This is a genomic window from Mesorhizobium sp. M7A.F.Ca.CA.001.04.2.1, from assembly GCF_003998485.1.
Classification (GTDB): domain Bacteria; phylum Pseudomonadota; class Alphaproteobacteria; order Rhizobiales; family Rhizobiaceae; genus Mesorhizobium; species Mesorhizobium ciceri.
The window spans coordinates 19,481-43,000 of record NZ_RZQT01000013.1 but is presented as its reverse complement, the minus strand read 5'-3'; the positions used below and the strand labels follow the sequence as shown (position 1 = coordinate 43,000).

Below are 23,520 nucleotides of genomic sequence, written 5' to 3'. Positions count from 1 at the left end.
CGGTTCAGTCTCGTTTCCTGCTGACGAAGAAAAACAACGTGACGATGGCAACCGAGAGCAGCAGGAAGGCGGTCGATATCGCGTTGATCTCGGGTGTGATGCCGCGGCGGATCTGGCCGAGCATGTAGGTGGGCAGCGTGTCCTGGCCGCCCGATTTGACGAACTCGGTGATGACGACGTCGTCGAGCGAGATGACGAAGGCCAGCATCAGCCCGGCCAGGATGCCGGGCCACAGAAGCGGCAACGTGATGCGCCGGAACGTCTTCCAGGGCGTCGCGTAGAGGTCGGCTGCGGCACGCTCCAGCGTCAGGTCCATATTCTCAAGCCGCGCCCGGATCGGCAAATAGGCAAAGGGAATGCAGAACGCCGTGTGCGCGGCGACCAGATAGCCGATGCCGGAATAACCGGTGAAGATCTTGATGCGCGAGAAGAAGATCAGCAGCGCCACCCCGGTGACGATCTCGGGCACCATCAGCGGCTGGTTGATCGCCGCATACTTGAAGGTGAGGCCGGGATAGGACGCGGTGCGGGTGGTGGCGAGCGCCGCCATGGTGGCAAAGATCGTGGAGAGCACCGCCGCGATGGAGCCGATCTGGAAGGAACGCAGCGTGGCATCGACGACCTGCGTGTTCTGCCATGCCGACTGGAACCATTTCAGCGAAAAGCCGCCCCATTCGGAGGTCGAGCTCGCCGCGTTGAAGGCATAGATGACCAGCACGATGATCGGCAGATACAGCACGATAAAGCAGGTCGCGGCGATCGCGCTGAATCCTGGCTGGTGCTTGATGGAAAAGTTCTTAGCCATGACGCACCCCCGACTTGCCGGCATTGCGCACATAGGCAAGCAGCGCCACCATGACGATGATCATGACGGCGATCGACAGCGCCGAGCCGAGTGGCCAGTTGCGGCCCTGCCCGAACTGCAATTCGATCAGGTTGGACAGCATCATGTTCTTGCCGCCGCCAAGCACGCTCGGCGTCACATAGGCGCCAAGCGCTGGAATGAAGACCAGGATGGAGCCGGCGATGACGCCCGGCTTGACCATCGGAAAGATAATCCGCCGCAGCACCTGGAAGCGCGTGGCGTAAAGGTCGTAGCCCGCCTCGACCAGCCGGAAATCGAGCTTTTCCATACTGGCGTAGATCGGCAGCACCATCAGCGGCAGGTAGACATAGGCCATGCCGATCAGGATCGCCGTGTCGGTATAGAGGATCTGGATCGGCGCCGAGATGATGCCGAGCTTGAGCAGCATCGTGTTGATGATGCCTTCGTTGCGGATGATCTGCAGCACCGCGAAGGTGCGGATCAAAAGGTTGGTCCAGAACGGAATGGTGATCAGGAACAGCCAGAGATCGCGGGTCTTTTCGCTGCGCGTCGCCATGAAATAGGCGGTCGGGAAACCAAGCACCAAGGTGGCGATCGTCGTCACCACCGAGAGCTTGATCGAGCGCAGGAAGATGGTGACGTGGGCCGCGGCGATCGAAAGCGTGTCGTCGAAGATATCGCGTTCCAGAAACACCGCTATCCAGGCTTCCGGCGAGAACTGCCACTTCACGTCGCCATAGGAGCCTGGCGTCAGGAACGAGTACACGAGCACGATCAGCAAAGGGCCGGTCGCGGCGAGGAAAATGACCAGCAGCGCTGGTGCTGACAAAAGCCAGCGGTCACGGACATCGCGCCGCTCCGCTGCCTTGGCGACTTCTTCCGCGGTCGCCATCGTCAGTCCTTCAGGACCTGGGCGGCATCGCTGCCGATGAGGATGCCGACCGCGTCGCCCTTCTCGAAACCGCAGCCCGCGCTGCGCGTGTTCTGCTGGCGTACGGTGAAGAGTTCGCCACTGTCGAGATGAACGTGGATGTGGGTATCGGTGCCGAAATAGACGATGTTGTCGACCCTCCCCGACAGTTCGCCCTTGCCCTTGGTCAGCTTGGCGTGTTCAGGCCGAACCACGACCGTGGCATTGGGCTTGGGCTGGAAACCCTGGGCCACGGTCGCCTCGATGGTCGCACCGGACTTGAGCGTGGCGCGCGCCTTGCCGTTGGCCATCTCGCTGATAGCGGCCGTCAGGAAGTTGGTTTCACCGATAAAGTCGGCGACGAAGCGTTCGGCCGGCTTGTCGTAGATATCCCAGGGCGAACCGACCTGGAGGATCTTGCCCGATGACATGACCGCGATGCGGTCGGACATGGTCAGCGCTTCTTCCTGGTCGTGGGTGACGAAGATGAAGGTGATGCCGGTCTCGTGCTGCAGCCGCTTCAACTCGATCTGCATCTCCTTGCGCAGCTTGTAGTCGAGCGCCGACAGTGGCTCGTCGAGCAAAAGCACCTTCGGCTGCGGTGCCAAGGCGCGGGCCAAGGCCACGCGCTGCTGCTGGCCGCCGGAGATCTGGCTGGTGCGACGACCGGCGAGTGCCTCCATCTTGACCAGCTTCAGCATCTCGGCGACGCGCGCCTTGATCTCGGCCCTCGGCTTACCCAGCATTTCCAGGCCAAAGCCGATATTGTCGGCGACCGTCATGTGCGGGAACAGCGCATAGGATTGGAAAACGGTGTTGACCGGCCGTTTGAAGGGTGGCAGCGGCGCGATGTCCTGGCCGTAGAGCAGGATTTCACCGGCGGTTGGAAAATCGAAGCCGGCGATCAGCCTGAGCAACGTCGTCTTGCCGCAGCCGGATGGCCCCAGCAACGTGAAGAATTCGTTCTCGCGGATAGATACCGAGACCGTGTCGAGGGCAGCCACCTGCCCCTCACCTGATCCGAAAATTTTGCTGACGTTTACTACTTCAATCGCATTCCGATCCGGTTTGTCCGGCACGATTACGCCTCACTGTTGACCCCGCTCTTGCTGGCGGAGCTCTTCCCCTGTTCGATGTGACCACATGGCCGGTGGGTTGGCAAGCCCGGCATTGGGTCACAGTTCAGTCAGTCATTGAGGCCTGCAAGCCCCATGCCATAGTCAGGCCTGATAGGTGATCTTGCCGCCGCAAATCGTCGTCACCGGCCGCACCTTGTGCAGATCGGCCGGGGCGGTGTTCTCGATATCCATCGACAAAACCACCAGATCGGCCATGTAGCCCGATCTCAGCGTGCCCTTGCGGTGCTCGGCGAATTCGGCGTAGGCGCCCTCGATCGTGTAACCGGCGATCGCTTCATGCAGCGAGAAACTCTGGTCCGGGTCGCTTTCTGCCCATGGTTTGCGCAACACTGCCGCCTGAATGCCCAGGATCGGATCGATCGGCGACACCGGCCAATCGGATGCGAAGACGACATGCGCGCCGGCATCCTTCAAGGTTCGCCAGGCATAGCTCAGCGGCCAGCGTGCCGGCCCGATGCGCGACACCGTCGGCTCCAGCGGAAAATCCATGGCGCCGGGCGGATGCGGCGGTTGCATGGAAGCAATGACGCCGAGTTCTGCGAAACGCGGCACATCCGATGTGGTGGTGACCTCGATGTGCTCGACCCGGTGACGGCTGTCGCGCTTGCCGTTCGCCTTCTGCGCCGCCTCATAACCGTCCAGCACCGCGCGCACCGCGCCGTCGCCGATCGAGTGCACGGCGATCTGCAGCCCGCGCCTGTCGGCCGCGACGGCCAGATCGATGAATTGTTGCGGCGTGAACAGCGGCTCGCCCACCCAGTCGGGCCGGTCGGCGTATGGCTCGACCATGACAGCTGTCCAGGAGTCGAGCACCCCGTCGTAGAACACCTTGACCATGCCCGACGACAGCCATTCGCTGTTGTAGCTTTCGGCCATACCAGATGCCTTGTCGAGCATGTCGAGCGTCATGAAATTCTTGTAGTGGAACGGGATCTTGACGCGGCAGGGCAAGCCTTCCTCGGCTTCGATCTCGGCCAGCAGCTCAAGCTGATAGAGGTTGCCGTCCATGTTCTGGATCGAGGTGATGCCGTGGCGGGCGCACCAGGCGAGCCCGCGCCGCATGATGTCGCGGTCGGCGTCCCGCTCGGCCGCCGTCGGCATCGGGTCCGGCTCGCCGCCGGTCGACAGCCCCAGCCGCACCCGGCTTTCGCCGGCAAGGTCGAGCACCGGGCCAAAGGCCTCGCCTTCGCGCAATTCGCCGGCGGCCAGTCCATCGTCATCCATGACAATCTCATTGCCAGGGCCGAGCGTGCGCCCCTGCAGGATGCCGGCCATTTCCAACGCCTTGGTGTTGGCCCACATGGTGTGATGGTCGGGCGCCGCCATGCAGAACGGACGATCGGGCAAAATGGCGTCGAGGTGATGGCGCGTCACGCGCTCGCTGCCGAGCACGGTGTAGTCGACGCCTTGGCCGACCAGCATCTTCGCGTCGGGCCGGGTAGGCGCATAGTCGCGGATCGCCTTCTGCAGCGCCTCGAAGCCATGGATACCGGTGAGTTGAAGGTGGGCAAGTTCAGCCCCGCCCGAAAACAGATGCATGTGGGCTTCGATGAAACCCGGCAGGACGGAGCCGCCCTTGGCGTCGATTACCTTGGTGGCCGGTCCCTTGAACTCTTCGATGGAGGCGCGGCTGCCGATGGCGATGATTGCGCCGTCCTTGACGGCGACGGCCTCGGCGGTGGGATTGTCGTCGTCGATGGTCAGTACACGACCATTGATGACGATCAGATCCGCATTGTGACCTGCACCTGTGACAGACATCGCGACTCCGCGCTTTTGACGACTGACTGAGACCGACAACCTCTTGGCCAACGACCTGCCACTCCACCGGAGCGGCGCCATGGGACGAAAAAGAATGCCAGCGCGCTGTCTTGGAAATTCCCCTTGTCATCCCAAGAGGCAGCGTGGATAAAGAATGCGACTGATTATTCGCGTTTGTCAACATACCGAATCTGGAATGTGTCGTGGACAGCAAGCTCCCACCATGTTGAGACCGGGCGGGGAACGAGGACATCGGACGGTGAAGCGCAGTCTCGACCGCAAAACCAGGATAGCGCTCGAACCGCGCAAACAGCCGCGGCAACAACGCTCCAGCAAGGTGGTCGACCGGATTCTCGACGCAGCGCTGGTCTTGACGCGGGAGCAAGGAACCAAAACGCCGACGACGCTCGCCATTGCGCAGCGCGCAGGCTTGTCGGTTGGTTCGATCTACCAATACTTTCCCAACAAGGAAGCCATTCTTCTGGACCTCGCCCGGCGCTGGCTGTCATCCTTTCCCGAGGTGATCGCCAAGCGTATCAAGGTCGCCCCGCCCACCAACCGTGAAGAGTTTCGGCAGGAAGTGCGCAAGCTCTTCATCGACACGTCCAGACTCTACCTCGAAAACGCCAGCCTGATGCCGGTGATCGAGGCCATTTCAGGCAACGCCGACCTCAGGCCGATCCAGAACGAATATGACGAGCAGATCATCGCGCTCTACGCCGCATGGCTGCAGCATGTGAACCCGGCACTTGAAGACAAGATCGCCAGCCGGCTCGGCGTGCTGATGATGGACGTCGGGCACGCCTGCCGGCTTGTCGGGCTGAAAAGAGACCGCAAGACATACGACCTCATCGAGGACGATGTGGAAAGAATGTGGCTCGCTCTGGTGAGCCCTTATCTCAATCTTGAATCTTGACTGATTTCGCACTTCGAGAGGAATTTATGAAGACTGTTTTCTCCCCCCTTCACGCCGGCCATGCCGGTCAAATGGAACTGGTCACATCAGCCATCGTGCCGGGTTTCGAGAAGCCATCGAGGGCCGAATTCATCAAGGCTCGGGTCGAAAGCGAGAAACTGGGTCCCATCATCGCGCCGCACGAACATGACCTCGCCGCCGCCAAGCGCATCCACAAATCAGACTATATCGACTTTCTCCCGACGGTCTGGCCGCAATGGCTGGAAGCAGGCCTCACAGGCACGGCGATGCCCTTCACCTGGCCGACGCGCGGCCTGCGCGGCGACGTGCCGCCAAAGCGCGTCGACGCGCTGCTCGGCTATTATTCCTTCGATGCCGGCGCCACTTTCGTCGAAGGCACGTGGGCCGCGATCAAGTCTTCCTACGACGTAGCGCTGACCGCCGCCGGCCTGCTCAAGGATGGCGAGGCTTCCGCCTTCGCGCTCTGCCGTCCACCCGGCCACCATGCCGGGGCTGGCTTCATGGGCGGCTATTGCTACATCAACAACGCCGCTGTCGCCGCGCAATGGTTCCGCGACCACGGCGCCAAACGCATCTCGATCCTCGATGTCGACTACCATCACGGCAACGGTACGCAGGAGATCTTCTACGACCGTGCCGACGTCCAGGTGCTCAATCTGCATGGCGATCCGATGGTCGAGTACCCGTTCTTCCTCGGCCATGCCGACGAACGCGGCGCGGGTGCCGGCGAAGGCTTCAACATCAATTATCCGATGCCCTTCGGCACCGACTGGGATGCATGGAACGCCTCGCTCGAGGATGCCTGCGGCAGGCTCGCCGCTTATGCACCGGATGTCGTCATCGTCTCGCTGGGTGTCGATACGTTCGAGAAGGACCCGATCAGCCAGTTCAAGCTGAAGACGTCTGATTATCCCAAGATCGGCCGCCGCATCGCCAGGCTCGGCCTGCCGACGCTGTTCGTCATGGAAGGCGGCTATGCCGTCGAGGAGATCGGCATCAACGCGGTCGGCGTGCTGACCGGGTTCGAGGATCGGTAAATGCCTGTCGTCCAGGAGCATCTGGCGGTTTTGGGACAACGACAGGCATAAGCAAAGGACCACCGGGACCGGGCGGCAACATCGCCCGGCTCCCACTATCGGGCCAAGGCACCAGTCTTCGGCACAGCAACCGGCGCGCCCGTCTGTCCAATGCTCCCGAGCCTGGCGAAATCGACCAGCCGCCGAGGTGGCCGGCGAAGACTTTCGCGTCCCGGTCTTCTGTCCAGGGCGCGAAAACCGACTTGTGAGTCGCACATGAGTCCACCGGATTCGATTTTGTCAAATCGCGTTTGATGTCAGATTCAACTGCGGGTAGATTAGACCCGAATCAGCCGGTCCTGGGGGGCGCGGCGACCACCCAAAGTCTTTTGTTCCGGAGCTTTTCCGGCACCAGACGCGGACGGCTTCGCGTTCCCTGAATGGATTCGGGATTTGGTTCGGTGCAGCCCTGCGCCACGCGTGTGTCTTCGTCAAAGTAATGCGTATTCGGGTTCGGCGGCTGGCTTCCAGTATCCGGACAGCAGAAACGATTCCGGCCAAAAGCAACAAGAATGAGCAGTCCCGCCGCACGTCTTCAATCCGACACATTGGGCTCGCGCCTGACGTCGCGCGGCGATCTCACCAGCTTTTTCATGCAACTGACCGCCGAGATCGGCGCCGACAGCTACATGTTGGTCGCCATCGTCCACGACCAGGACCGCAACGATGCGCGCATCGTCTCCTCCAACTGGATTTTCGATGCCATCGAGCTGATCGGCAAGCGATTGATCGCCGGGCTTGCGCAAGGCGCGCTCACCGTCGCGCCAGGCATCCGCCCACAGCCGCTGGTGGCATCTCAAGCACCAGAGGCAGACGGATTGGTCACCGGCGAGGAAGCCCGCCTTCTCGACGTGCTCGGCCATGCCGAAATCTATTCGCTGCGCCTCAATGTCGGCCGCCAGCGCCTGTTTGCCCTGTTCTCTGCGGCGACCGCCGGCAGCATCGACCAGCCGGCGCTGATGCGCGCGCAGCTGAAATGCTGCTACGCGCTCTCGCACATCCCGCAACTGATTGCCGCCGCCGCCATGCAGGACCCGTTGTCGGATCGCGAGCGCGAATGCCTGTTCTGGGTTTCCGAAGGCAAGACCACCGACGAGGTCGCCGTCATCCTTGGCGTCTCCTCCAACACCGTCAACAGCTACATCACCCACGCCATCCAGAAATTCGCGGCCAGCAACCGCGCGATGGCCATCGCCACGGCGATCAGGAGCGGCATCATTTGAAACACGCCGATATCAAGGAAGCCGCCGAAGCCCTTTTCAACGAGCAGCGCAAGCCGTTCGGCGCCTTCACCCTTAGCTCCGAAACCCATCACGCGGTCACCATTCCCGACGCCGTGCGCCGCTGCCGCTGGATCGCCGTCGACATCAACGCCTCGGCTTTCGGCCTGTTCTTCGTCAGCCCCTCGCCCGAACGGGCGCGGCTCGTTCCTTGCCTTGATTCCGACTATCCCGGGATTGCCGTGGCGACGAAGTTCATTTCAGGCGCCAATGGCGAGGAGATCGTGCGTCACACGCGCATCTCGACCGAACCGCGCTGGTGGACGGATGACGGCGTCACCGCCATGGCCGAGATGTTCGGCAATCTCGCCTGGACGCAGCAGATGGCGCCGCTGGCGCCCGGCACCAGCGGCATCGCCTTCCCCGTCCACGCCGACCGCGGCCAATGCGGCCTTGTCGTTTTCCTGGGCTCGGAGATCACCCTGTCGCAGGACGCTCTCTACGAGATCCACGCTCGTTGCTTTTCGTTGTTCGCCGCAGTCGCCCGCATCCGCCCGAGCGATGCCGGCCGCATGCGTGCAATCTCCAAGCGCGAACTCGAATGCCTGAAGCTGACCGCCAACGGCAACACCAGCGAGGAGATCGCGCGACTCCTGAAACTGTCGGTGCACACCGCCAACCAGTATCTGACCCAATCGACCCAGAAGCTCAACGCCGTCAATCGCAACCAGGCCGTTGCCAAGGCGCTGCGGCTGGGCTTGATCGAATAGGGGAATTCGGCAGCGCTTCGAAAGCGACCGACGATCAGCGATAGGCCAGCGGCTCGACCTTGCGGATACGCGCCTCTTCGATCACCGCTTCGAGCAGCGCCGTGTTGCGCTCCGGGTCTTCGCCCGGCTTCTCGAACGATACGTAGTTGACCGCCACCGACGCGCCGAGCTCGCTCAGCGTCAGCTGGAAATAGACGGTGACGCCGGGCGGCCTCAGTTCCAGATCGAGCACGATGCGCGGGCTGCCGCTCCAGTCGACATGCGCCTCACCACCATGGCCGAGCCGCAGAGTGCCCGGCATGAAGAACAACTCAACCGCTGAATCGACCAGGTCCGACAGGCATGCGAAATGCTCCAGTCGGATAAAGGCGATGTAGTCGGCGACATCGATCAGCCTCAGTTCGCCCACCACCTGCTCGATGGCGCTGGCGACGATGATCTCGCGGGATTTTGCGTGCGGTTGCCGGTTCATGAAATCTGTCTGCGCTCAGCCTTTTTCGAGTAGACGATCCGCACCAGTTCGGCGACGGCCTGGTAGAATTGTGACGGGATCACATTATCGACCGAAACTTGCTTGTACATGGAGCGGGCGAGCGCCACGTCCTCGAAGATCGGGATGTTGTGTTCCCGCGCGATCTCACGAATCTTGAGCGCCACCAGATCCTGGCCCTTGGCCAGCACCATGGGCGCCGAGTCCTCGTCGCGCACATATTTCAGCGCGATCGAGAAGTGCGTCGGGTTGGCGATGATCAGCGTCGCGCGCGGCACAGCCGTCATCATCCGTTTGCGCGCCCGGTCGCGCGCCAGGGAGCGCAGCCGCGACTTGACGATCGGGTCGCCCTCGGACTGTTTGAACTCGTCCTTGACCTCCTGCTTGCTCATGCGCAGATCCTGCTTCCAGTGGAAGCGCGACCAGACGATGTCGACTGCCGCGATCAGCCCCATGACGAAGACGATGGCCACCAGGATGTCGACGGCGATGCCGCGGATGACGAGACCGAAGGCGACCGGATTGGTGATCATGCCTGCGAGCAGCTTGCGGTGGTCTTCCGACAGGGTGAAGCTCAGCACGACGATGGCAAACCCGACCTTGCCGAGTGACTTCAGGAACTCGACCCAACCCTGGATGCCGAACAGCCTGTTCCAACCCTTGGCGATCGAAATGCGCGAGAGTTGCGGCCGGACCCGCTCGCCTACGAATTGCGGCATGTTCTGGAACACCGAGGCGCCGACGCCGGCGACGGTCAGCAGCACCATCAAGCTCAGGACGGCGCGGCCGACCTCGAGCAGGACGATCTTGTAAAGCGCGATGACGTCGGTCTCGGTGTCCATTGGCCAGGCTTCCGGCTTCTCCAGGAACATCGACAGGAACATGCCGAGATCGATGATCGCATCCTTGGCGTAGAAGACGGTGAACACCAGTATGGCAACGAACGAGGCAAAGAGCGCTGTCTCCCGCGAATGGGGCAGCTTGCCCTGTTCGATGGTGTCGCGGATCTTCTTTTCCGTCGCCTCTTCGGTTTTCGAATCCTTGTCGACCGCGTCAGCCATGGCGCGGTCCTAGGCGGCGTCTTGGGTCGAGGGGAGTTCGAAGGCGCCTTCGCGCGACAGCCGGATCGTCGTCGTAACGATCGTCTTGCGGGCCGCCATGATATCGGCGAGGGGGATCCCGTCCGAGCCCTGCCCGAGCTCGGCTTCGATCATGCGCCGCGAGCGGGCGCCGATGGCCGACAGCACCGATTCTGCAAGGGCGGCCGACGTGCCACGCAAGGCCAGCGTGACCAGCTCCGTCGACAGCCCGTCGAACAGCAGCACCCGCGCTTTCTGGGTGAGCAGCGGCAGATCGTCGAAAGCAAACAGCCGGGCTCGCACGCCGTCGAGATCAGGCGTGCCGGCGGCTTCCAGATCCTGCATCACCTCCTCGAGCAGCGGCTTGTCGAGTTCGTTGAGGACGCTGGCGACACGCGCCTGCCCGGCCGAGGTGTCTTTGGTCGAGGTTTCGGCCAGCACACTGGTGCGCAACCGGTTTTCGACGATCCTGGCGGCAGCGTCGGGAACATTGGCCATCGTCACCATGCGCTTGATGATTTCTCCACGCATCGGCTTGGTCAGTGTCAGCAGCACGCTCGCCGCCACCTGCGGCGCCAGCTTCGACAACACCATGGCCGCTGTCTGCGGATGCTCACCGGCCAGGAAGGCGCCAAGCCGCGCCGGCTCGAGCTTTTCGAGCTCGGGCCAGATCGGCGGCGGGCCTTCCGGTGCGACCTCGAATTTCCTGTCGCCCATGATCGCGCTCATCTCTTCGGGCGAGAGCGATTCGTTGAGGATGGTGTCCATCCTGTCGGCGGAATCGAGCAATCCCGCCCCTTCGGTGAATTCGGCCTCGAACTCAGCGACAATGCGCTCAAGATCGCTTTGCGGAATCGTCCGCAGCAGCCGGGCGCCCTCGATCAGGGCCTTCAGTTCTTCCTGCTTGAAGAATTTCAGCAGGCGGCTGGCCGACGGCTTGCCCATCGCCACAAGTATGGCGGCCGCCTTCTGCGCGCGGGTCAAGGTCACCGGCGTCGTCATGCCACTCGCCTCCGCTGCCACCGGCAAGCCCCGCAAACCATGTCTAGGCGCCCTTCGTGCCGGCGATGATTTCGGTCAGCCTGATGCCGAAGCGCGAAGGATCGCTTTCCAGAACGGTGATCTCGCCGCGCGCGATCTTTCGGCCGTTGACCACGACGTCGACAGGTTCGCCGATGCGGCGATTGAGCGCCACGGTCGACCCTTTTTGCAGCGCCATCAGATCGGAGACCGGCATCTCGGTGCTGCCGAGGATGATCTGGACATCGACGGGGATGTTCATGATCACGCTCGAATTGGCCGATGAGGCCGCCCTGAACGCCGCATCGGGACGTTGCTCCTCTTCATGCAGGACCCCGCGCAACTCTTCGATGGCACGGTCGAGTTGCTCGTCCGGCTGGTCGAGGTCGGCTTCCGCCTTGGTTTTGGCCATGATCGTCTCCAAATGCTCAGGCGCGTCCGGCGGCAGCCGGCATCAGCCCGTCGATAAAGTCCTGCCCGGCATCGTAAGGTTGCCTGATCCGGACGGTGTAATTCTGTCCCAGTTTGCCGAACTCGCATACGAACAGCGTCTTGCCCCGTGCGCTGAGACGCGCCTGGGACTGGGCCGTTTCCTCGAATTCGATGACGTCGCCGATTTCGAAACCGGCGAGGTCGCCGAGCGTCAGCCGCGCCAGCGGCATCGTGGCCTCGAGCGCCACGGTGGAGCGCATCACCTCTTCCGAAAAGCGGGCGCGCCAGCTGGGGCCGTGATCGTCGTCGCTGACAGGCACGGCTCCGTCGCGGCTGGCCAGCACGACGCGCTGCGGCATCGTCACCGTCACGGTGCCACTGTCGGCCGGCGTCGAGATGCCAAGCACGATGCGGATTGCCGCGCCATCGCGCAGCACGTACCGCTTCGCCTCGGTGCCCGACATTGCCCGCGGCGCGGGCAGGCGCAGGTCGAGCGAACGCTTTCCCGATCCGTTGAGGGCCTGTGCGACCTGCTGGAACACCATGGTCGAAACATCGATTTCGATTTGCGACAGATCGCGTTCGATCGGCGATGCCGGCAGATCCGGGTCGCCGCCGAACAGCGTGCAGACCATGATGGCGATCGCCGGAGCATCGATCACCAGGGTCATCGCATCGGAGGACGCCGACGAGCCGATCACGGTCATCGCAAACGTGTCGCCGGCACGCGAACGCGCCTCGGGAACGCGGCTGACCTCGATCGCTTTGAGATCGACGACGACCGGAACGCCAAACTCGCTGGTCAGGGTTTTCTGCAGCAGCGGCACGGCGCGTTCGGCCATGGCGCGGCCTGCGTCGATGACCTGCGCGGCCTCGCCGCTGTCGCCGACCAGACGCTCGATGATCAGCGAGCGCGCTTCCGCTGGACTGCCCAGGCTGGTCATGACAGTGCCGGGACCGATCTGTCGCGCATCGTTCAGGCGGCCTTCTTTTCGACGGTGCCGGTATTCATCGTGCTCTGCTCGACCGCGTCGATCGTCGGCCGTTCATAGGACGAGATGGTCTTGCGGCCGAACTCGATCGCCACCTGCGGCAGCGCGCCGTTCATGTAGGCCAACAGCGTCTGCTTGACGATGATATAGAGGCGGTTCTTCTTCTCGCGCACTGTCTTGATCTTGGTGGCGACCGGTCCGACCACCGAATAGGACAGGAAGATGCCGAGGAACGTTCCGACAAGTGCGGCACCAATCAAACCGCCGAGAATTTCCGGCGACTGGTCGAGCGCGCCCATCGCCTTGACCACGCCGAGCACGGCGGCGACGATGCCGAGCGCCGGTAGGCCATCGCCCACCGCCACCATCGCGTGATAGGCCTTCATCTTGTCGGACCTGATGGTCTGGATTTCTTCGTCCATCAGCGCCTCGATCTCGTGCGAGCGGGCATTGCCGATGATGATGATGCGGCAGTAGTCGCAGATGAAATGCGTCAGATCGTGGTTATGCAGCACGGTTGGGAACGCCTGGAAAATCGCCGACTCTTCCGGATTGTCGATATGCGCCTCGACCTCGCTGCGGGATTTCGAGCGCAGCTCGCGCATCAGCGAGTGCAGCACGCCGAGCGTTTCGAGATAGTCCTGTTCCTTCGGCACCGCCTGCTTGAAAGCTTCGAGAATGCCCTTGCCGGTATCCTTGACCGTCTTCATCGGATTGGCGACGAGGAAGGTGCCAAAAGCCGCACCACAGATGATCACTGCCTCCCAGGGCTGGATCAGCACGTGAAGATGGCCGCCCATGGCCATGAAGCCGCCAAGGACGCAGCCGAGCGTTACCACCAGTCCAATCAGAATGCCCACGACAGGTCCTTCCGCATTTCACATCAGGAGCTAGGGATAGCCCCCGTGCCTTGTGTGAGGCTTGAATCGAAGGCGTCGGAGACGATTCAGTTTCGCGCAAGGAAGTAGGGGTATTGTCCCGACATAGCTTCGGCCGGAGGCACCTCTTTGCTTAATACCTTTACCAGCTACCAGCTCATCACCAGGGACATTTCAAAGTCGATCGACAGGATCGAGCAGCAGCCCGTGGTTGATCGCGACACCAAGTATTATCTGGACAACATCACCAAGGTGAAATCGATCGACGATTTCGTCAAGAATGACCGTTTGTTCAAATATGCCATGAAGGCCTACGGGCTCGAGGACATGGCTTACGCCAAGGCCTTCATGGTCAAGGCACTCAAGGAAGGCGTCTCCGATCCCAACAGCTTCGCCAACAAGCTGACCGACAAGCGTTACGCCGAATTCGTCAGGGCCTTCAATTTCGCGGCCAACGGCACCAGTACGACTGTCTACAACAAGGCGCAGCAACTGGTGACCAGCAACTATGCGCTGCAAGTCCAGATCGGCGCCTCGCAGAAGGGGCTCCCTTACTACCAGAGCGAAACCGCCTACTACGTCACCAACATCGCCAAGGTTAAATCGGTCGACGACCTGATGGGCGACAGCCGCCTGCTGACATATGCGATGGCCGCTTTCGGACTCGACGCCGCAACCGAACCTGCCGCAACCGTCAAGGCGATGCTCGAAGGTGGCGTCAGCGATCCCGACAGTCCCGCCAACAAACTGCCCGACAAGAGCTACGCCAAATTCGTCGCAGCCTTCGACTTCGCCCAGTATGGCGATCAGACGACCATGCGCGACGATGTCCAGCAGGCGGTGCCGAAAGGATACATGGCCGGAGCCGGACTGACATTGGTCGAGCCAAGCGCGCAATATATCAAGGGCGAGGCCGATTATTACGCGGCAAACATTTCCAAGGTGACGTCGATCGACAACCTCATGGCGGACAAGCGCCTGCTCACCTTCGCCATGGCTTCCTACGGACTTGATGCGTCAACCGAAACGCCGCAGCAGATCCGCACAATGCTCGAGGGCGGCGTCAGCGACCCCGACAGCCCAGCAAACAAGCTGACGGATAAACGGTACGCCAACTTCGTCACGGCCTTCAACTTTGCCCAATATGGCGATCAGACAACGTCGCGCGACGAAGTGCAGAAAGACACGCCGAAAATCTATACGACGGAGTCGGCGCTTGGCCTGATCGCGCCGAATGCGGACTACATCAAGTCGGAGACCGCGTACTACCTTGCCAACGTCACGAACGTGAAATCCATCGACGACCTGATGGCCAACAGCCGATTGTACAACTACGTGCTCTCGGCCTACGGACTGGACCCGGCGACGGAAAGCAAGGACCTCATCCGCAACGTTCTTGCCGGTGGCATTCGCGACGCCGACAGCGTCGCCAACAAGATGACGAACAAGGCCTATGCCGGGCTGGCCGCCGCCTTCAACTTCGAACAATATGGCGAAGCGGCCACCACCATCAATCCGGCGCAGCAGCCGACCGTCGACAAATACATGCGCCAGACCCTCGAAGAGGATGCCGGCCAGACCAACCAGGGCGTGCGGCTGGCGCTTTATTTCGATCGCAAGGCCCCAACCATCACCAGTTGGTATGACGTGCTGGCCGACACTGCGCTTGCCAGTGTCGTGCGCACCGTGCTCGGCCTGCCCGATTCCTTCGCCACCGCCGATGTCGACAAGCAGGCGCAGCTGTTCGAGCAGAAACTCGACATTTCGGATTTCTCCGACCCCGAGAAACTCGGCAAGTTCCTGACGCGCTTCACCAGCATGTACGAGATCAACAACCCGACTTCATCGGCCGTCACCTCGGTCAGCGTGCTGTTTGCCCAGCCACTCACCGTCGGCATCTCCACCGACCTGATGATGGCCATGCAGAAACTGAGGTTCTGAGACCATCATGCGGGACAGCCTGTACGTCGCTCTTTCATCGCAGATCGCGCTCGAGCGGCGCCTCGACACCATCGCCGACAACGTCGCCAACGCCTCCACGATCGGCTTTCGCGCCACCGGCGTGAAGTTCGAGGACGTCGTCTCTGGCACCGGGCAGAAATCGGTGTCATTCGCCTCCCCGGGCAAGACCTACCTTTCCGGCGCCCACGGTGCCTTGAGCGAGACCGGAAATCCCTTCGATTTCGCCATCCAGGGCGATGCCTGGTTCGCCATAGAGACGCCGGTCGGCACCGTCATGACCCGCGACGGCCGTTTTTCAATGAACGAGAACGGCGAACTGATGTCGATCGAAGGCCACCCGGTGCTCGATGCCGGCGGCTCGCCGATCCAGCTTGACCCCCGCAACGGTCCGCCCAAGGCCGGGGCCGATGGTTCGTTGCGCCAGAACGATCAGCTTGTCGGATCGATCGGCCTCTACAATTTCGATCCAGGCGCGAACTTCGTCCGCTATGGCAATTCCGGCATTGTTCCGGCACGCACCCCGGAGCCTGTCACCGATCGCTCCGATATCGGCGTTGCCCAAGGTTTTCTCGAAGAGTCCAATGTCAATCCGGTGCTGGAGATCACCAGGTTGATCATGGTCCAGCGCGCCTTCGAGAACACCGCCGCCCTGATGCGCCAGACCGACTCGTCCACCGACGAGGCGATCAAGACGCTCGGCTCGAAATAGTCCATGTCGCTCGACCAGCCATCCCTGCGGGCACTCGAAAGACAACTCCAGCCGGCACCGGAAGACCGGCTTGCCGCCCTGGAACGGGTCTGGCGGCGTTTCGCCGACGCCGAGGCACTGCTCAAGCGCGGCGGCCGCGTCATCGAAGTCACGCCCACGCACTACAAGGTGCACGGCCTTTCCGGCTTCGCCAGGCTGGGTGACATCGTCGAGCAGCCCGGCCATGCCGGTGCGCGCCGCGGCGAGATCGTCAAGATCGGCCGCGACGAGGCCGTCGTGGCACCCTTCGAACGCAGCGCCGATTCCGGCATCGGTGATGCCGTGTTCCGCCGCGGTCCGCTTGTGGTGGCACCGCATGCCTCATGGCGCGGCCGCACCATCGACGCACTCACCAGGGCGATCGATGGCGGCCCGCCGCTCGCCCGGGGAGACGACACATCGCGCGGCGCCCAGACGACGCCGGGCGCCATGGCGCGGCAACGCGTCGGCACTGCCTTCATGACCGGCGTCAAGGTCATCGATATCTTCACGCCGCTCTGCTTCGGCCAGCGCCTCGGCATCTTTGCCGGCTCCGGCGTCGGCAAGTCGACGCTGCTCGCCATGCTCGCCGGAGCCGACGCATTCGATACCGTCGTGGTGGCGCTCATCGGCGAACGCGGCCGGGAAGTCCGTGAATTCCTCGAGGACACGATCGGCGACAGCATGGCCAAGACCATCGCCGTCGTCGCCACCAGCGACGAAAGCGCCATGATGCGCCGGCGTGCGCCGGACACCGCCATGCGCGTCGCCGAGCATTTTCGCGACCAGGGGCATCGCGTTTTGCTGGTGCTGGATTCGATCACCCGCTTCGCTCACGCCTTGCGTGAGGTGGCGACGGGAACCGGCGAGCCGCCGGTCGCCCGCGGTTATCCGGCCTCGGTGTTCACCGAATTGCCCAAGCTGCTCGAACGCGCCGGGCCGGGTACGGAGGGCAAGGGATCCATCACCGCCATCATTTCCGTACTGGTCGACGGCGACGATCACAACGACCCGGTCGCCGATTCCGTGCGCGGCATCCTCGACGGCCATGTCGTGCTCGACCGCACGATCGCCGAACAGGGTCGCTATCCCCCCGTCAACCCGCTGTCGTCCATATCGCGGTTGGCCGGAAAGGCCTGGAGCGTCGAACAGCGCGCGCTGGTGACAAGGCTGAAGTCGATGATCTCGCGCTTCGAGGACACACGCGATATCCGCTTGCTCGGGGCCTATCAGGGCGGCGTCGATGCCGAACTCGACATCGCCGTGCGCCAGGTGCCGCTGATCTATGAAGCGCTGACGCAAGGGCCGAAGGATCGCCCCTCAGCCGACCCGTTCTCCGATCTCGCCCGCCACCTCAAGAGCAAGCTGAACGCCGATGCCGGAGACTGAACGCGAATACACCGAGCGCATCCTGCGCGACATGATCGCCGAGGCCAATGCCGCGCAGCAGGCAGAGGCTGACACGGCGAGAAATGCCAAAGCAAAGGCCGCCCGTGCCATCGCGGCCAAAGCCGAGGCCGTTCTGGCCAGAGCCGTCAAGCCAATCCTGCCACGGGCTGGCAAAGCCGATCCTGATCTGGCCAGGCCCGTCGAACCCGCTCTGTCCCGGGCTCCCCAGGCGGTGGCTGCCGAGATGACGCAGGCCAGCCGGGAATCGCTGATCGACGGCCTGTTCCCGCGCGCCGAATGGCCGCAGCCGCCAAAGGCGCCGTTTCCCCGACTGGAGAAGAAGTCCGACCGACGCAGCGATTTCGTCATTGCCGCGCTCGGCATCGCGCTCGGCCTGATCTGCGCCCTGTTCCCCTGGTATATCTTCTTCAACCAGGACCAGTTTGGCGTCCAGGCGATGAAGTTCGGCGGCACAGGCTCTAATTCCGGGCGAGCGGGCGGCGGCGTGGTCGCCGAACGCAGCGCGCCGCTGACGGCAAAGGACGTTCCCGCGGCCAATCTCGATCTTCTTGCCACGGGGACGGTGCGGGATGATGCCGATCCCGCAGCCGCATCCGACGAGCAACCGTTTCCGGCCGACGCGGCGAAATTCCGCATGGTTCATGTCGCCAACGGCCGCGCCATGATCCAGGACGACGCTGGCCTCTGGATGGTCCAGCGCGGCTCGATACTGCCGGATTCCAGCAAGGTATCCTCCATCGAGCAGCGCAACGGCAAATGGGTCATGGTCACCAGTGCCGACCAGGTGATCGAACTGTCCCGATAAACGATCTCCGGCTTCCGGCCATCCGCAAGGCCCGCGCAAGACTGGCGGCCTAGTCTCTGGGTACCTGCTCGGAGATTCCCATGGAGCCCGTTTCCCTTTTCGACCTCGCCGCCAAGCAAGCGCAATGGCTGGCCGTGCGCCAGTCGGCCGTGGCCGGCAACATCGCCAATGCCAACACGCCGGGCTATACGGCAAACGACGTCGAGCCATTCGAAAAGGTGCTCGACCGCGCCGCCGTATCGCTGCAGGCCACCCAGGCCGGCCATCTCGGCAATGCAGCGACCAATGCCGGCTTCACCATTAAGCCGCAGGAAGATGACGGCGTTGTCATGCCGTCCAAGAACTCGGTCGTGCTGGAGGACCAGTTGCTGAAGGCCGGCGAGGTGCGCCGGTCCTTCGAGCTCAACACGGCGATCGTCAAGGCGTTCCATTCGATGATGATGATGGCGGTGAAGAGCTGACCATGGACGCGCTGACCGCAGCCCTCAAAGTCGCAGCATCCGGCCTCGGCGCCCAGTCGGAGCGCCTGCGCGTGGTTTCCGAAAACCTCGCCAACGCCCAGTCGACGGGCACCGCGCCCGGCTCCGACCCTTATCGCCGCAAGACCATCAGCTTCGTCTCCGAGCTCGACCGGGCCTCCGGCAGTTCAACGGTTGCAGTGAACTCGATCGATCGAGATCCCAGTGACTTTCCAGTCGAGTTCCAGCCCGGCAACGAGGCCGCCGACGAGAAGGGCTACGTCAAGATGCCCAACGTCAACGTGCTGATCGAAATGGCCGACATGACCGAGGCCAATCGCTCCTACGAGGCCAACCTTCAGGTGGTCAAGCAGGCCCGCGACCTGATTTCCATGACCATCGACCTGATGAGGAACCAATAATGATCAGCGGTATCGGAGCCCTTCAGTTCAAGCCGTCGATCGGCGGCGATGACGCGGCGACAAGCCTGCTCCAGGGCGGCGCGACACCGTCGGCCGGTGGCAATGTCGGCACCTCCTTTGCCGAGGCGCTGAGCCAGGCAGCCTCCAAGACCGTCGACACGATGCAGAATGCCGAGCAGGTATCGATGCAGGCGCTCAAGGGCGATGCCGACACCCGCCAGGTGGTCGACGCCGTGATGAGCGCGCAGCAGGCGCTTCAGACCGCCGTCGCGATACGCGACAAGGTGGTCTCCGCCTATCTCGAAGTCAGTCGAATGGGCATCTGAGGAATTCCGCCATGAAAGCACTCGCCATCGCCGCCACCGGCATGAATGCCCAGCAGACAAATCTGGAAGTCATCGCCAACAACATCGCCAACATCAACACCACCGGCTACAAGCGCGCCCGTGCCGAATTCTCCGACCTGCTCTATCAGGTCGACCGCACGCAAGGCGTGCCCAACCGCTCCAACGCCTCGCTGGTGCCGGAGGGCGTCTCGATCGGCCTCGGCGTCAAGACGACGGCGGTGCGCAACGTGCACACCCAGGGCGAACTGACCAGCACCGGCAACAGTTTCGACCTGGCGCTGACCGGCAGGGGCTGGTTCCAGATCGAGGGTGCCGACGGCGGCACGCTCTACAGCCGCGCCGGCGCTCTCAACACCAACGCCACCGGCCAGTTGGTGACGGTCGACGGCGCTGCGGTCATTCCGGCAATCAATGTTCCCGTTGATGCCGTCGAGGTCATCGTCAACAAGACCGGCCAGGTCTTCGCCCGCATCGACGGCCAGACCGACCTGCAGAACCTCGGTCAGCTTCAGATCGCCAATTTCGCCAACGAGGCCGGCCTGGCGCCGCTCGGCGACAATCTGTTCCAGGAAACCACGGCTTCGGGGCCCGCGAATGTCGGCGTGCCTGGCGATCCCGGTTTTGCCACCATCCAGCAGGGCTATCTCGAAGCCTCCAACGTCGACCCGGTCAAGGAAATCACCGAGCTGATCTCGGCGCAGCGCGCCTATGAGATGAACTCCAAGGTCATCCAGGCCGCCGACGACATGGCCTCCGTGGTCTCCAAGAACATCAGGTAACGCATGATGTCGACGCCCGGCCTGCTGTCTGCATTCCGCCGCACCGCGCTCGTCCTTGCGCTGGTGACCGGCACGATGCCGGCTTTTGCCCAGGAATCGGCCAACCAGTCGGCCACCCGGATCGCCAGCAATCAAGCTGGCGGCGAGGTGGTGCTTATTCCGAGCCGGGTTATCTATCCCGGCGAGACCATCAACCTGGCTGCCCTGAAACAGGTCACCCTTATCGTCGGCAAGCACAAGCCGGAGGCGGTCGCCACACGGGCCGAGGAACTGGATGGCAAGGTCGCCAAGCGCACCTTGCTGCCCGGCCGCTACATTCCCTCCGCCGCCATCCGCGAGGCCTGGCTGGTCGAACAGGGTGCCTCCGTGCAGATCTTCTTCATCGCCGGCGGCCTGACGATCTCGGCGACCGCCGTGACGCTGCAGCCAGGAGCCGCGGGCGACCTCGTCAAGGTTCGCAACATCGACAGCGGCGAAATCCTGTCCGGCACGGTGATGGCGGATGGAACCATCCAGGTCAGCGCTTCATGATGCGCGGGCTTACCTTGATCCTGGCAGCCGTGCTTGGCCTGCAGCCGGCGCTGGCCGACGGCCTGACGCCGAAGGCCAAGCGCGAGCTCGCCGCCAAGAATGGCGGCGTCTACAACGATCCCGAATATGATCCGGCCACCACCAGCCGCATGTTCCGGGTCTCGACCGGGCCGAGTTCGCTGCCGCCGGGCCAGGTCGCCTCGCGTATCAAGGACATCGCCCAGCTGCAGAGTTCGCGCGACAATCAGCTCGTCGGCTACGGCCTGGTCATCGGCCTTGCCGGATCGGGCGACAGCCTGCGCAACTCGCCATTCACCGAACAGTCGATCCGCGCGATGCTCGAAAACCTCGGCATCGCCACCGAAGGCGGCAGCGCGCGCGCCAAGAATGTCGCCGCCGTCATCGTCACCGCCAACATGCCGCCCTACGTGCAGTCGGGCGCCCGCATCGACATCGACGTCTCCTCGATGGGCGACGCGACCTCGCTTTCCGGCGGCACGCTGATCATGACGCCGCTGAAGGCGGCGGACGGCGAAATCTATGCCGTCGGCCAGGGCTCGGTCATCGTGTCCGGCTTTACCGCGCAAGGACAGGCCGAGCAGCTGACGCAAGGCGTGCCGACCGCCGGCCGCGTGCCCAACGGCGCCATCGTCGAGCGTGCCGTCCAAGCCGAATTCGACGATCAGGCGATCCTGACGCTGCAGCTGCGCAATCCCGATTTCTCGACCGCTATCCGCATCGCGGACGCCATCAACGACTACACCGGCCAGCGCTTCGGCATGCGGGTGGCGGCCGAGCGCGATTCGCGCACCGTCCAGATCAGAAGGCCGAAGGGTGTCTCGGCGGCGCGCTTCTATGCCGAAATCGAGAATTTGGTGGTCGAATCCGACACGCCGGCCCGTGTCGTGATCGACGAGCGCACCGGCACCATCGTCATCGGCAATGACGTCAAGATCTCAAGGGTCGCCATCAGCCACGGCACGCTCACCGTGCGCATCACCGAAGCGCCGCGCGTCGTGCAGCCCGAACCCTTCTCCAAGGGCGAGACCGCGATCGAACCGTTCACCGCCATCGACGCCAGCCGGCCCGACGCCCGCGTTGCCGTGCTTGACGGGCCCGATCTCCAGACCCTCGTTTCCGGCCTCAACCGCCTCGGCGTCAAGCCGGACGGCATCATCGCCATTCTGCAGGGCATCAAGTCGGCCGGGGCCCTGCAGGCCGACCTGGTTCTGCAATAGGCGATGCCGATGAAGCGCTCCTTCCCACGCCACGACAGACACCACAAAGCCGCGATCCTGCTTGCGACCGCTTTTCTCGCGGCTCTGCCCTTTGCCGGCGGCACCGCGCGCGGCGAGGAGACGGTCCGCCAGGTCCTGCCGGGAGCACAGGTGGCGGCGGCGCCGCAGCAATTGACACGGGAAAAGGCGCCGGACCAAAGCGAGATCGAGCGCTTCTGCTCAAACATCGCCGATGCCGCCCGCGACCGCCGCTATGTCCTGCAGGCGCAGGAACTGAAGCAGCTCCAGGCTGGCATTGACGAGCGCATGAAAGCTCTTGATGCAAAGAAAGCTGAATACGAGACCTGGCTGAAGCGGCGCGAGGTTTTCCTGGCCCGGGCCGAGGACGGCGTCGTCCAGATCTACGCCGGTATGAAACCCGACGCCGCCGCCGAGCGGCTGGCCATCGTCAACGCCGACCTGGCTGCGGCTATATTGATGAAGCTCGATTCACGCAAGGCGAGCGTCATCCTCAACGAAATGGACCAGAAGGCGGCGGCAACGCTCACCGGCATTATGGCCAGCGCAGCCCGAAGGGTAGATCCGTCATGATCCGGAAGATGCTTGTCCTGTGCGCGGTTACCATGCTGTCCGGTTGCGGAACCAACCTCAAGGAGGTCGGCAGAGAGCCGGCCCTGTCCCCGGTCGGCTCCGGCATCGATGGCGGCAGCACCGGCTCGCTCTATCGATATCCGCAAACGCCGCCAGTGCCGGTCAAGAAATTCTCGTTGTGGGACGACCGCCAGAGCCGGCTGTTCACCGACCCGCGGGCGCTGTCCCAGGGCGACATCCTGACGGTCAAGATCAAGATCAACGATCGCGCCAACTTCAAGAACCAGAACGACAGGAGCCGCACCGCCAATCGCAAGCTCGGTTATGACCTCAGCGCGCAGTGGGACAAGTGGAGCACCGCCGGCAAGGGCGCCGGGGCTCTCACCTCCACCACCGACACGACGGCTGACGGCGAGATCAAGCGCTCGGAAACGCTTGAACTCAATGTCGCGGCGATCGTCACCGATGTGCTGCCCAACGGCAATCTGATGATCACCGGATCGCAGGAAGTGCGCGTCAATGCCGAGCTCAGGGTGCTGACGCTCGCCGGCATCGTGCGGCCGGCCGATATCGGCGCCGAAAACACCATCCCCTACGAACGCATCGCCGAGGCCCGCATCTCCTACGGCGGACGCGGTCGCATCACCGAGGTCCAGCAACCTGCCTACGGCCAGCAGATCCTCGACCAGGTTCTTCCGTTCTAGGATCGGGGCAGGGCGC

The 23,520-nt window shown here is 63.1% G+C and carries 26 protein-coding genes; 16 read left to right on the top strand and 10 right to left on the bottom strand.

The genetic code is table 11. The features are described from left to right. Positions 1-4 precede the first annotated feature (4 nt). From EN955_RS06695 to EN955_RS06680, 4 genes are all read right to left on the bottom strand, one after another. Positions 5-805, bottom strand: a complete 801-nt coding sequence (locus tag EN955_RS06695; RefSeq protein ID WP_013529816.1) for an ABC transporter permease — start codon at positions 803-805, stop codon at positions 5-7. Further along, positions 798-1,718, bottom strand: coding sequence for an ABC transporter permease (locus tag EN955_RS06690; RefSeq protein ID WP_013529815.1), 921 nt, complete (start codon positions 1,716-1,718; stop codon positions 798-800). The genes EN955_RS06695 and EN955_RS06690 overlap by 8 nt, the downstream gene beginning before the upstream one ends. Positions 1,719-1,720: 2 nt before the next feature. After that, the gene (locus EN955_RS06685; RefSeq protein ID WP_024502677.1) at positions 1,721-2,815 is read right to left on the bottom strand and encodes an ABC transporter ATP-binding protein; all 1,095 of its coding nucleotides are present in this window, start codon (positions 2,813-2,815) and stop codon (positions 1,721-1,723) included. A gap of 141 nt (positions 2,816-2,956) precedes the next feature. Beyond that, entirely contained in the window at positions 2,957-4,636 is a 1,680-nt protein-coding gene (locus EN955_RS06680) for an amidohydrolase (RefSeq protein WP_024502678.1), read from the bottom strand. Between the two features lie 154 nt (positions 4,637-4,790). On the opposite strand from EN955_RS06680, the gene EN955_RS06675 reads away from it, so the two are divergent. The 4 genes from EN955_RS06675 (at position 4,791) to EN955_RS06660 (ending at position 8,639) form a co-directional block, all read left to right on the top strand. Then, complete coding sequence (locus tag EN955_RS06675; RefSeq protein WP_245265318.1) at positions 4,791-5,552, top strand: TetR/AcrR family transcriptional regulator; 762 nt, start codon at positions 4,791-4,793, stop codon at positions 5,550-5,552. Positions 5,553-5,578: 26 nt separating this feature from the next. Beyond that, positions 5,579-6,610, top strand: coding sequence for a histone deacetylase family protein (locus tag EN955_RS06670; RefSeq protein ID WP_024502679.1), 1,032 nt, complete (start codon positions 5,579-5,581; stop codon positions 6,608-6,610). A gap of 551 nt (positions 6,611-7,161) precedes the next feature. Then, positions 7,162-7,872: a helix-turn-helix transcriptional regulator gene (locus tag EN955_RS06665; protein WP_024502680.1), complete on the top strand. Its 711-nt coding sequence runs from the start codon at positions 7,162-7,164 to the stop codon at positions 7,870-7,872. Beyond that, the gene (locus EN955_RS06660) at positions 7,869-8,639 is read left to right on the top strand and encodes a helix-turn-helix transcriptional regulator (RefSeq protein WP_024502681.1); all 771 of its coding nucleotides are present in this window, start codon (positions 7,869-7,871) and stop codon (positions 8,637-8,639) included. Before EN955_RS06665 ends, EN955_RS06660 begins: the two co-directional genes overlap by 4 nt. Positions 8,640-8,673: 34 nt before the next feature. On the opposite strand, the gene EN955_RS06655 is transcribed toward EN955_RS06660, so the two are convergent. Genes EN955_RS06655 through motA form a run of 6 tightly spaced genes read right to left on the bottom strand, consistent with a single transcriptional unit; the run spans position 8,674 to position 13,512 of the window. Then, entirely contained in the window at positions 8,674-9,111 is a 438-nt protein-coding gene (locus EN955_RS06655; protein WP_024502682.1) for a hypothetical protein, read from the bottom strand. Next, a complete protein-coding gene (gene flhB / locus EN955_RS06650) occupies positions 9,108-10,190 on the bottom strand; it encodes a flagellar biosynthesis protein FlhB (protein ID WP_024502683.1) in 1,083 nt (360 codons plus the stop codon). The genes EN955_RS06655 and flhB overlap by 4 nt, the downstream gene beginning before the upstream one ends. Before the next feature lie 9 nt (positions 10,191-10,199). Then, positions 10,200-11,210 (bottom strand): flagellar motor switch protein FliG, encoded by a 1,011-nt coding sequence (locus tag EN955_RS06645; protein WP_013529806.1) that lies wholly within the window; start codon positions 11,208-11,210, stop codon positions 10,200-10,202. A 43-nt stretch (positions 11,211-11,253) separates the two neighbouring features. Then, positions 11,254-11,640 (bottom strand): flagellar motor switch protein FliN, encoded by a 387-nt coding sequence (fliN, locus tag EN955_RS06640; protein WP_023809994.1) that lies wholly within the window; start codon positions 11,638-11,640, stop codon positions 11,254-11,256. A gap of 16 nt (positions 11,641-11,656) precedes the next feature. Next, a complete protein-coding gene (locus EN955_RS06635) occupies positions 11,657-12,604 on the bottom strand; it encodes a FliM/FliN family flagellar motor switch protein (protein ID WP_013529804.1) in 948 nt (315 codons plus the stop codon). Between the two features lie 32 nt (positions 12,605-12,636). Beyond that, the gene (gene motA / locus EN955_RS06630; RefSeq protein ID WP_013529803.1) at positions 12,637-13,512 is read right to left on the bottom strand and encodes a flagellar motor stator protein MotA; all 876 of its coding nucleotides are present in this window, start codon (positions 13,510-13,512) and stop codon (positions 12,637-12,639) included. Positions 13,513-13,659: 147 nt separating this feature from the next. Between motA and EN955_RS06625 the strand changes: the two genes are divergently transcribed. The 12 genes from EN955_RS06625 to flgH all read left to right on the top strand — a co-directional run bounded on the left by EN955_RS06625 (position 13,660) and on the right by flgH (position 23,504). Continuing rightward, complete coding sequence (locus tag EN955_RS06625; RefSeq protein WP_024502684.1) at positions 13,660-15,471, top strand: DUF1217 domain-containing protein; 1,812 nt, start codon at positions 13,660-13,662, stop codon at positions 15,469-15,471. A 7-nt stretch (positions 15,472-15,478) separates the two neighbouring features. Then, positions 15,479-16,201 (top strand): flagellar basal-body rod protein FlgF, encoded by a 723-nt coding sequence (flgF, locus tag EN955_RS06620; RefSeq protein WP_013529801.1) that lies wholly within the window; start codon positions 15,479-15,481, stop codon positions 16,199-16,201. Between the two features lie 3 nt (positions 16,202-16,204). Further along, positions 16,205-17,608: a flagellar protein export ATPase FliI gene (fliI, locus tag EN955_RS06615; protein ID WP_024502685.1), complete on the top strand. Its 1,404-nt coding sequence runs from the start codon at positions 16,205-16,207 to the stop codon at positions 17,606-17,608. Further along, on the top strand, positions 17,595-18,434 hold the full coding sequence (locus tag EN955_RS06610; protein WP_024502686.1) for a hypothetical protein: 840 nt from the start codon (positions 17,595-17,597) through the stop codon (positions 18,432-18,434). The genes fliI and EN955_RS06610 overlap by 14 nt, the downstream gene beginning before the upstream one ends. A gap of 80 nt (positions 18,435-18,514) precedes the next feature. After that, positions 18,515-18,895 carry a flagellar basal body rod protein FlgB gene (gene flgB / locus EN955_RS06605; protein ID WP_013529798.1) on the top strand — a complete coding sequence of 127 codons (381 nt, stop codon included), beginning with the start codon at positions 18,515-18,517 and terminating at the stop codon, positions 18,893-18,895. A gap of 2 nt (positions 18,896-18,897) precedes the next feature. Further along, positions 18,898-19,314, top strand: coding sequence for a flagellar basal body rod protein FlgC (gene flgC, locus EN955_RS06600; RefSeq protein WP_013529797.1), 417 nt, complete (start codon positions 18,898-18,900; stop codon positions 19,312-19,314). After that, a complete protein-coding gene (locus tag EN955_RS06595; protein WP_050580445.1) occupies positions 19,311-19,640 on the top strand; it encodes a flagellar hook-basal body complex protein FliE in 330 nt (109 codons plus the stop codon). Before flgC ends, EN955_RS06595 begins: the two co-directional genes overlap by 4 nt. Before the next feature lie 11 nt (positions 19,641-19,651). Further along, entirely contained in the window at positions 19,652-20,440 is a 789-nt protein-coding gene (flgG, locus tag EN955_RS06590) for a flagellar basal-body rod protein FlgG (RefSeq protein ID WP_013529795.1), read from the top strand. Between the two features lie 3 nt (positions 20,441-20,443). After that, on the top strand, positions 20,444-20,971 hold the full coding sequence (gene flgA, locus EN955_RS06585) for a flagellar basal body P-ring formation chaperone FlgA (protein WP_024502687.1): 528 nt from the start codon (positions 20,444-20,446) through the stop codon (positions 20,969-20,971). Then, on the top strand, positions 20,968-22,209 hold the full coding sequence (locus EN955_RS06580) for a flagellar basal body P-ring protein FlgI (RefSeq protein ID WP_013529793.1): 1,242 nt from the start codon (positions 20,968-20,970) through the stop codon (positions 22,207-22,209). Before flgA ends, EN955_RS06580 begins: the two co-directional genes overlap by 4 nt. A gap of 3 nt (positions 22,210-22,212) precedes the next feature. Continuing rightward, on the top strand, positions 22,213-22,800 hold the full coding sequence (locus tag EN955_RS06575) for a MotE family protein (RefSeq protein WP_032899019.1): 588 nt from the start codon (positions 22,213-22,215) through the stop codon (positions 22,798-22,800). Further along, complete coding sequence (gene flgH / locus EN955_RS06570; RefSeq protein WP_024502689.1) at positions 22,797-23,504, top strand: flagellar basal body L-ring protein FlgH; 708 nt, start codon at positions 22,797-22,799, stop codon at positions 23,502-23,504. Before EN955_RS06575 ends, flgH begins: the two co-directional genes overlap by 4 nt. The last annotated feature ends 16 nt before the right edge of the window (positions 23,505-23,520 follow it).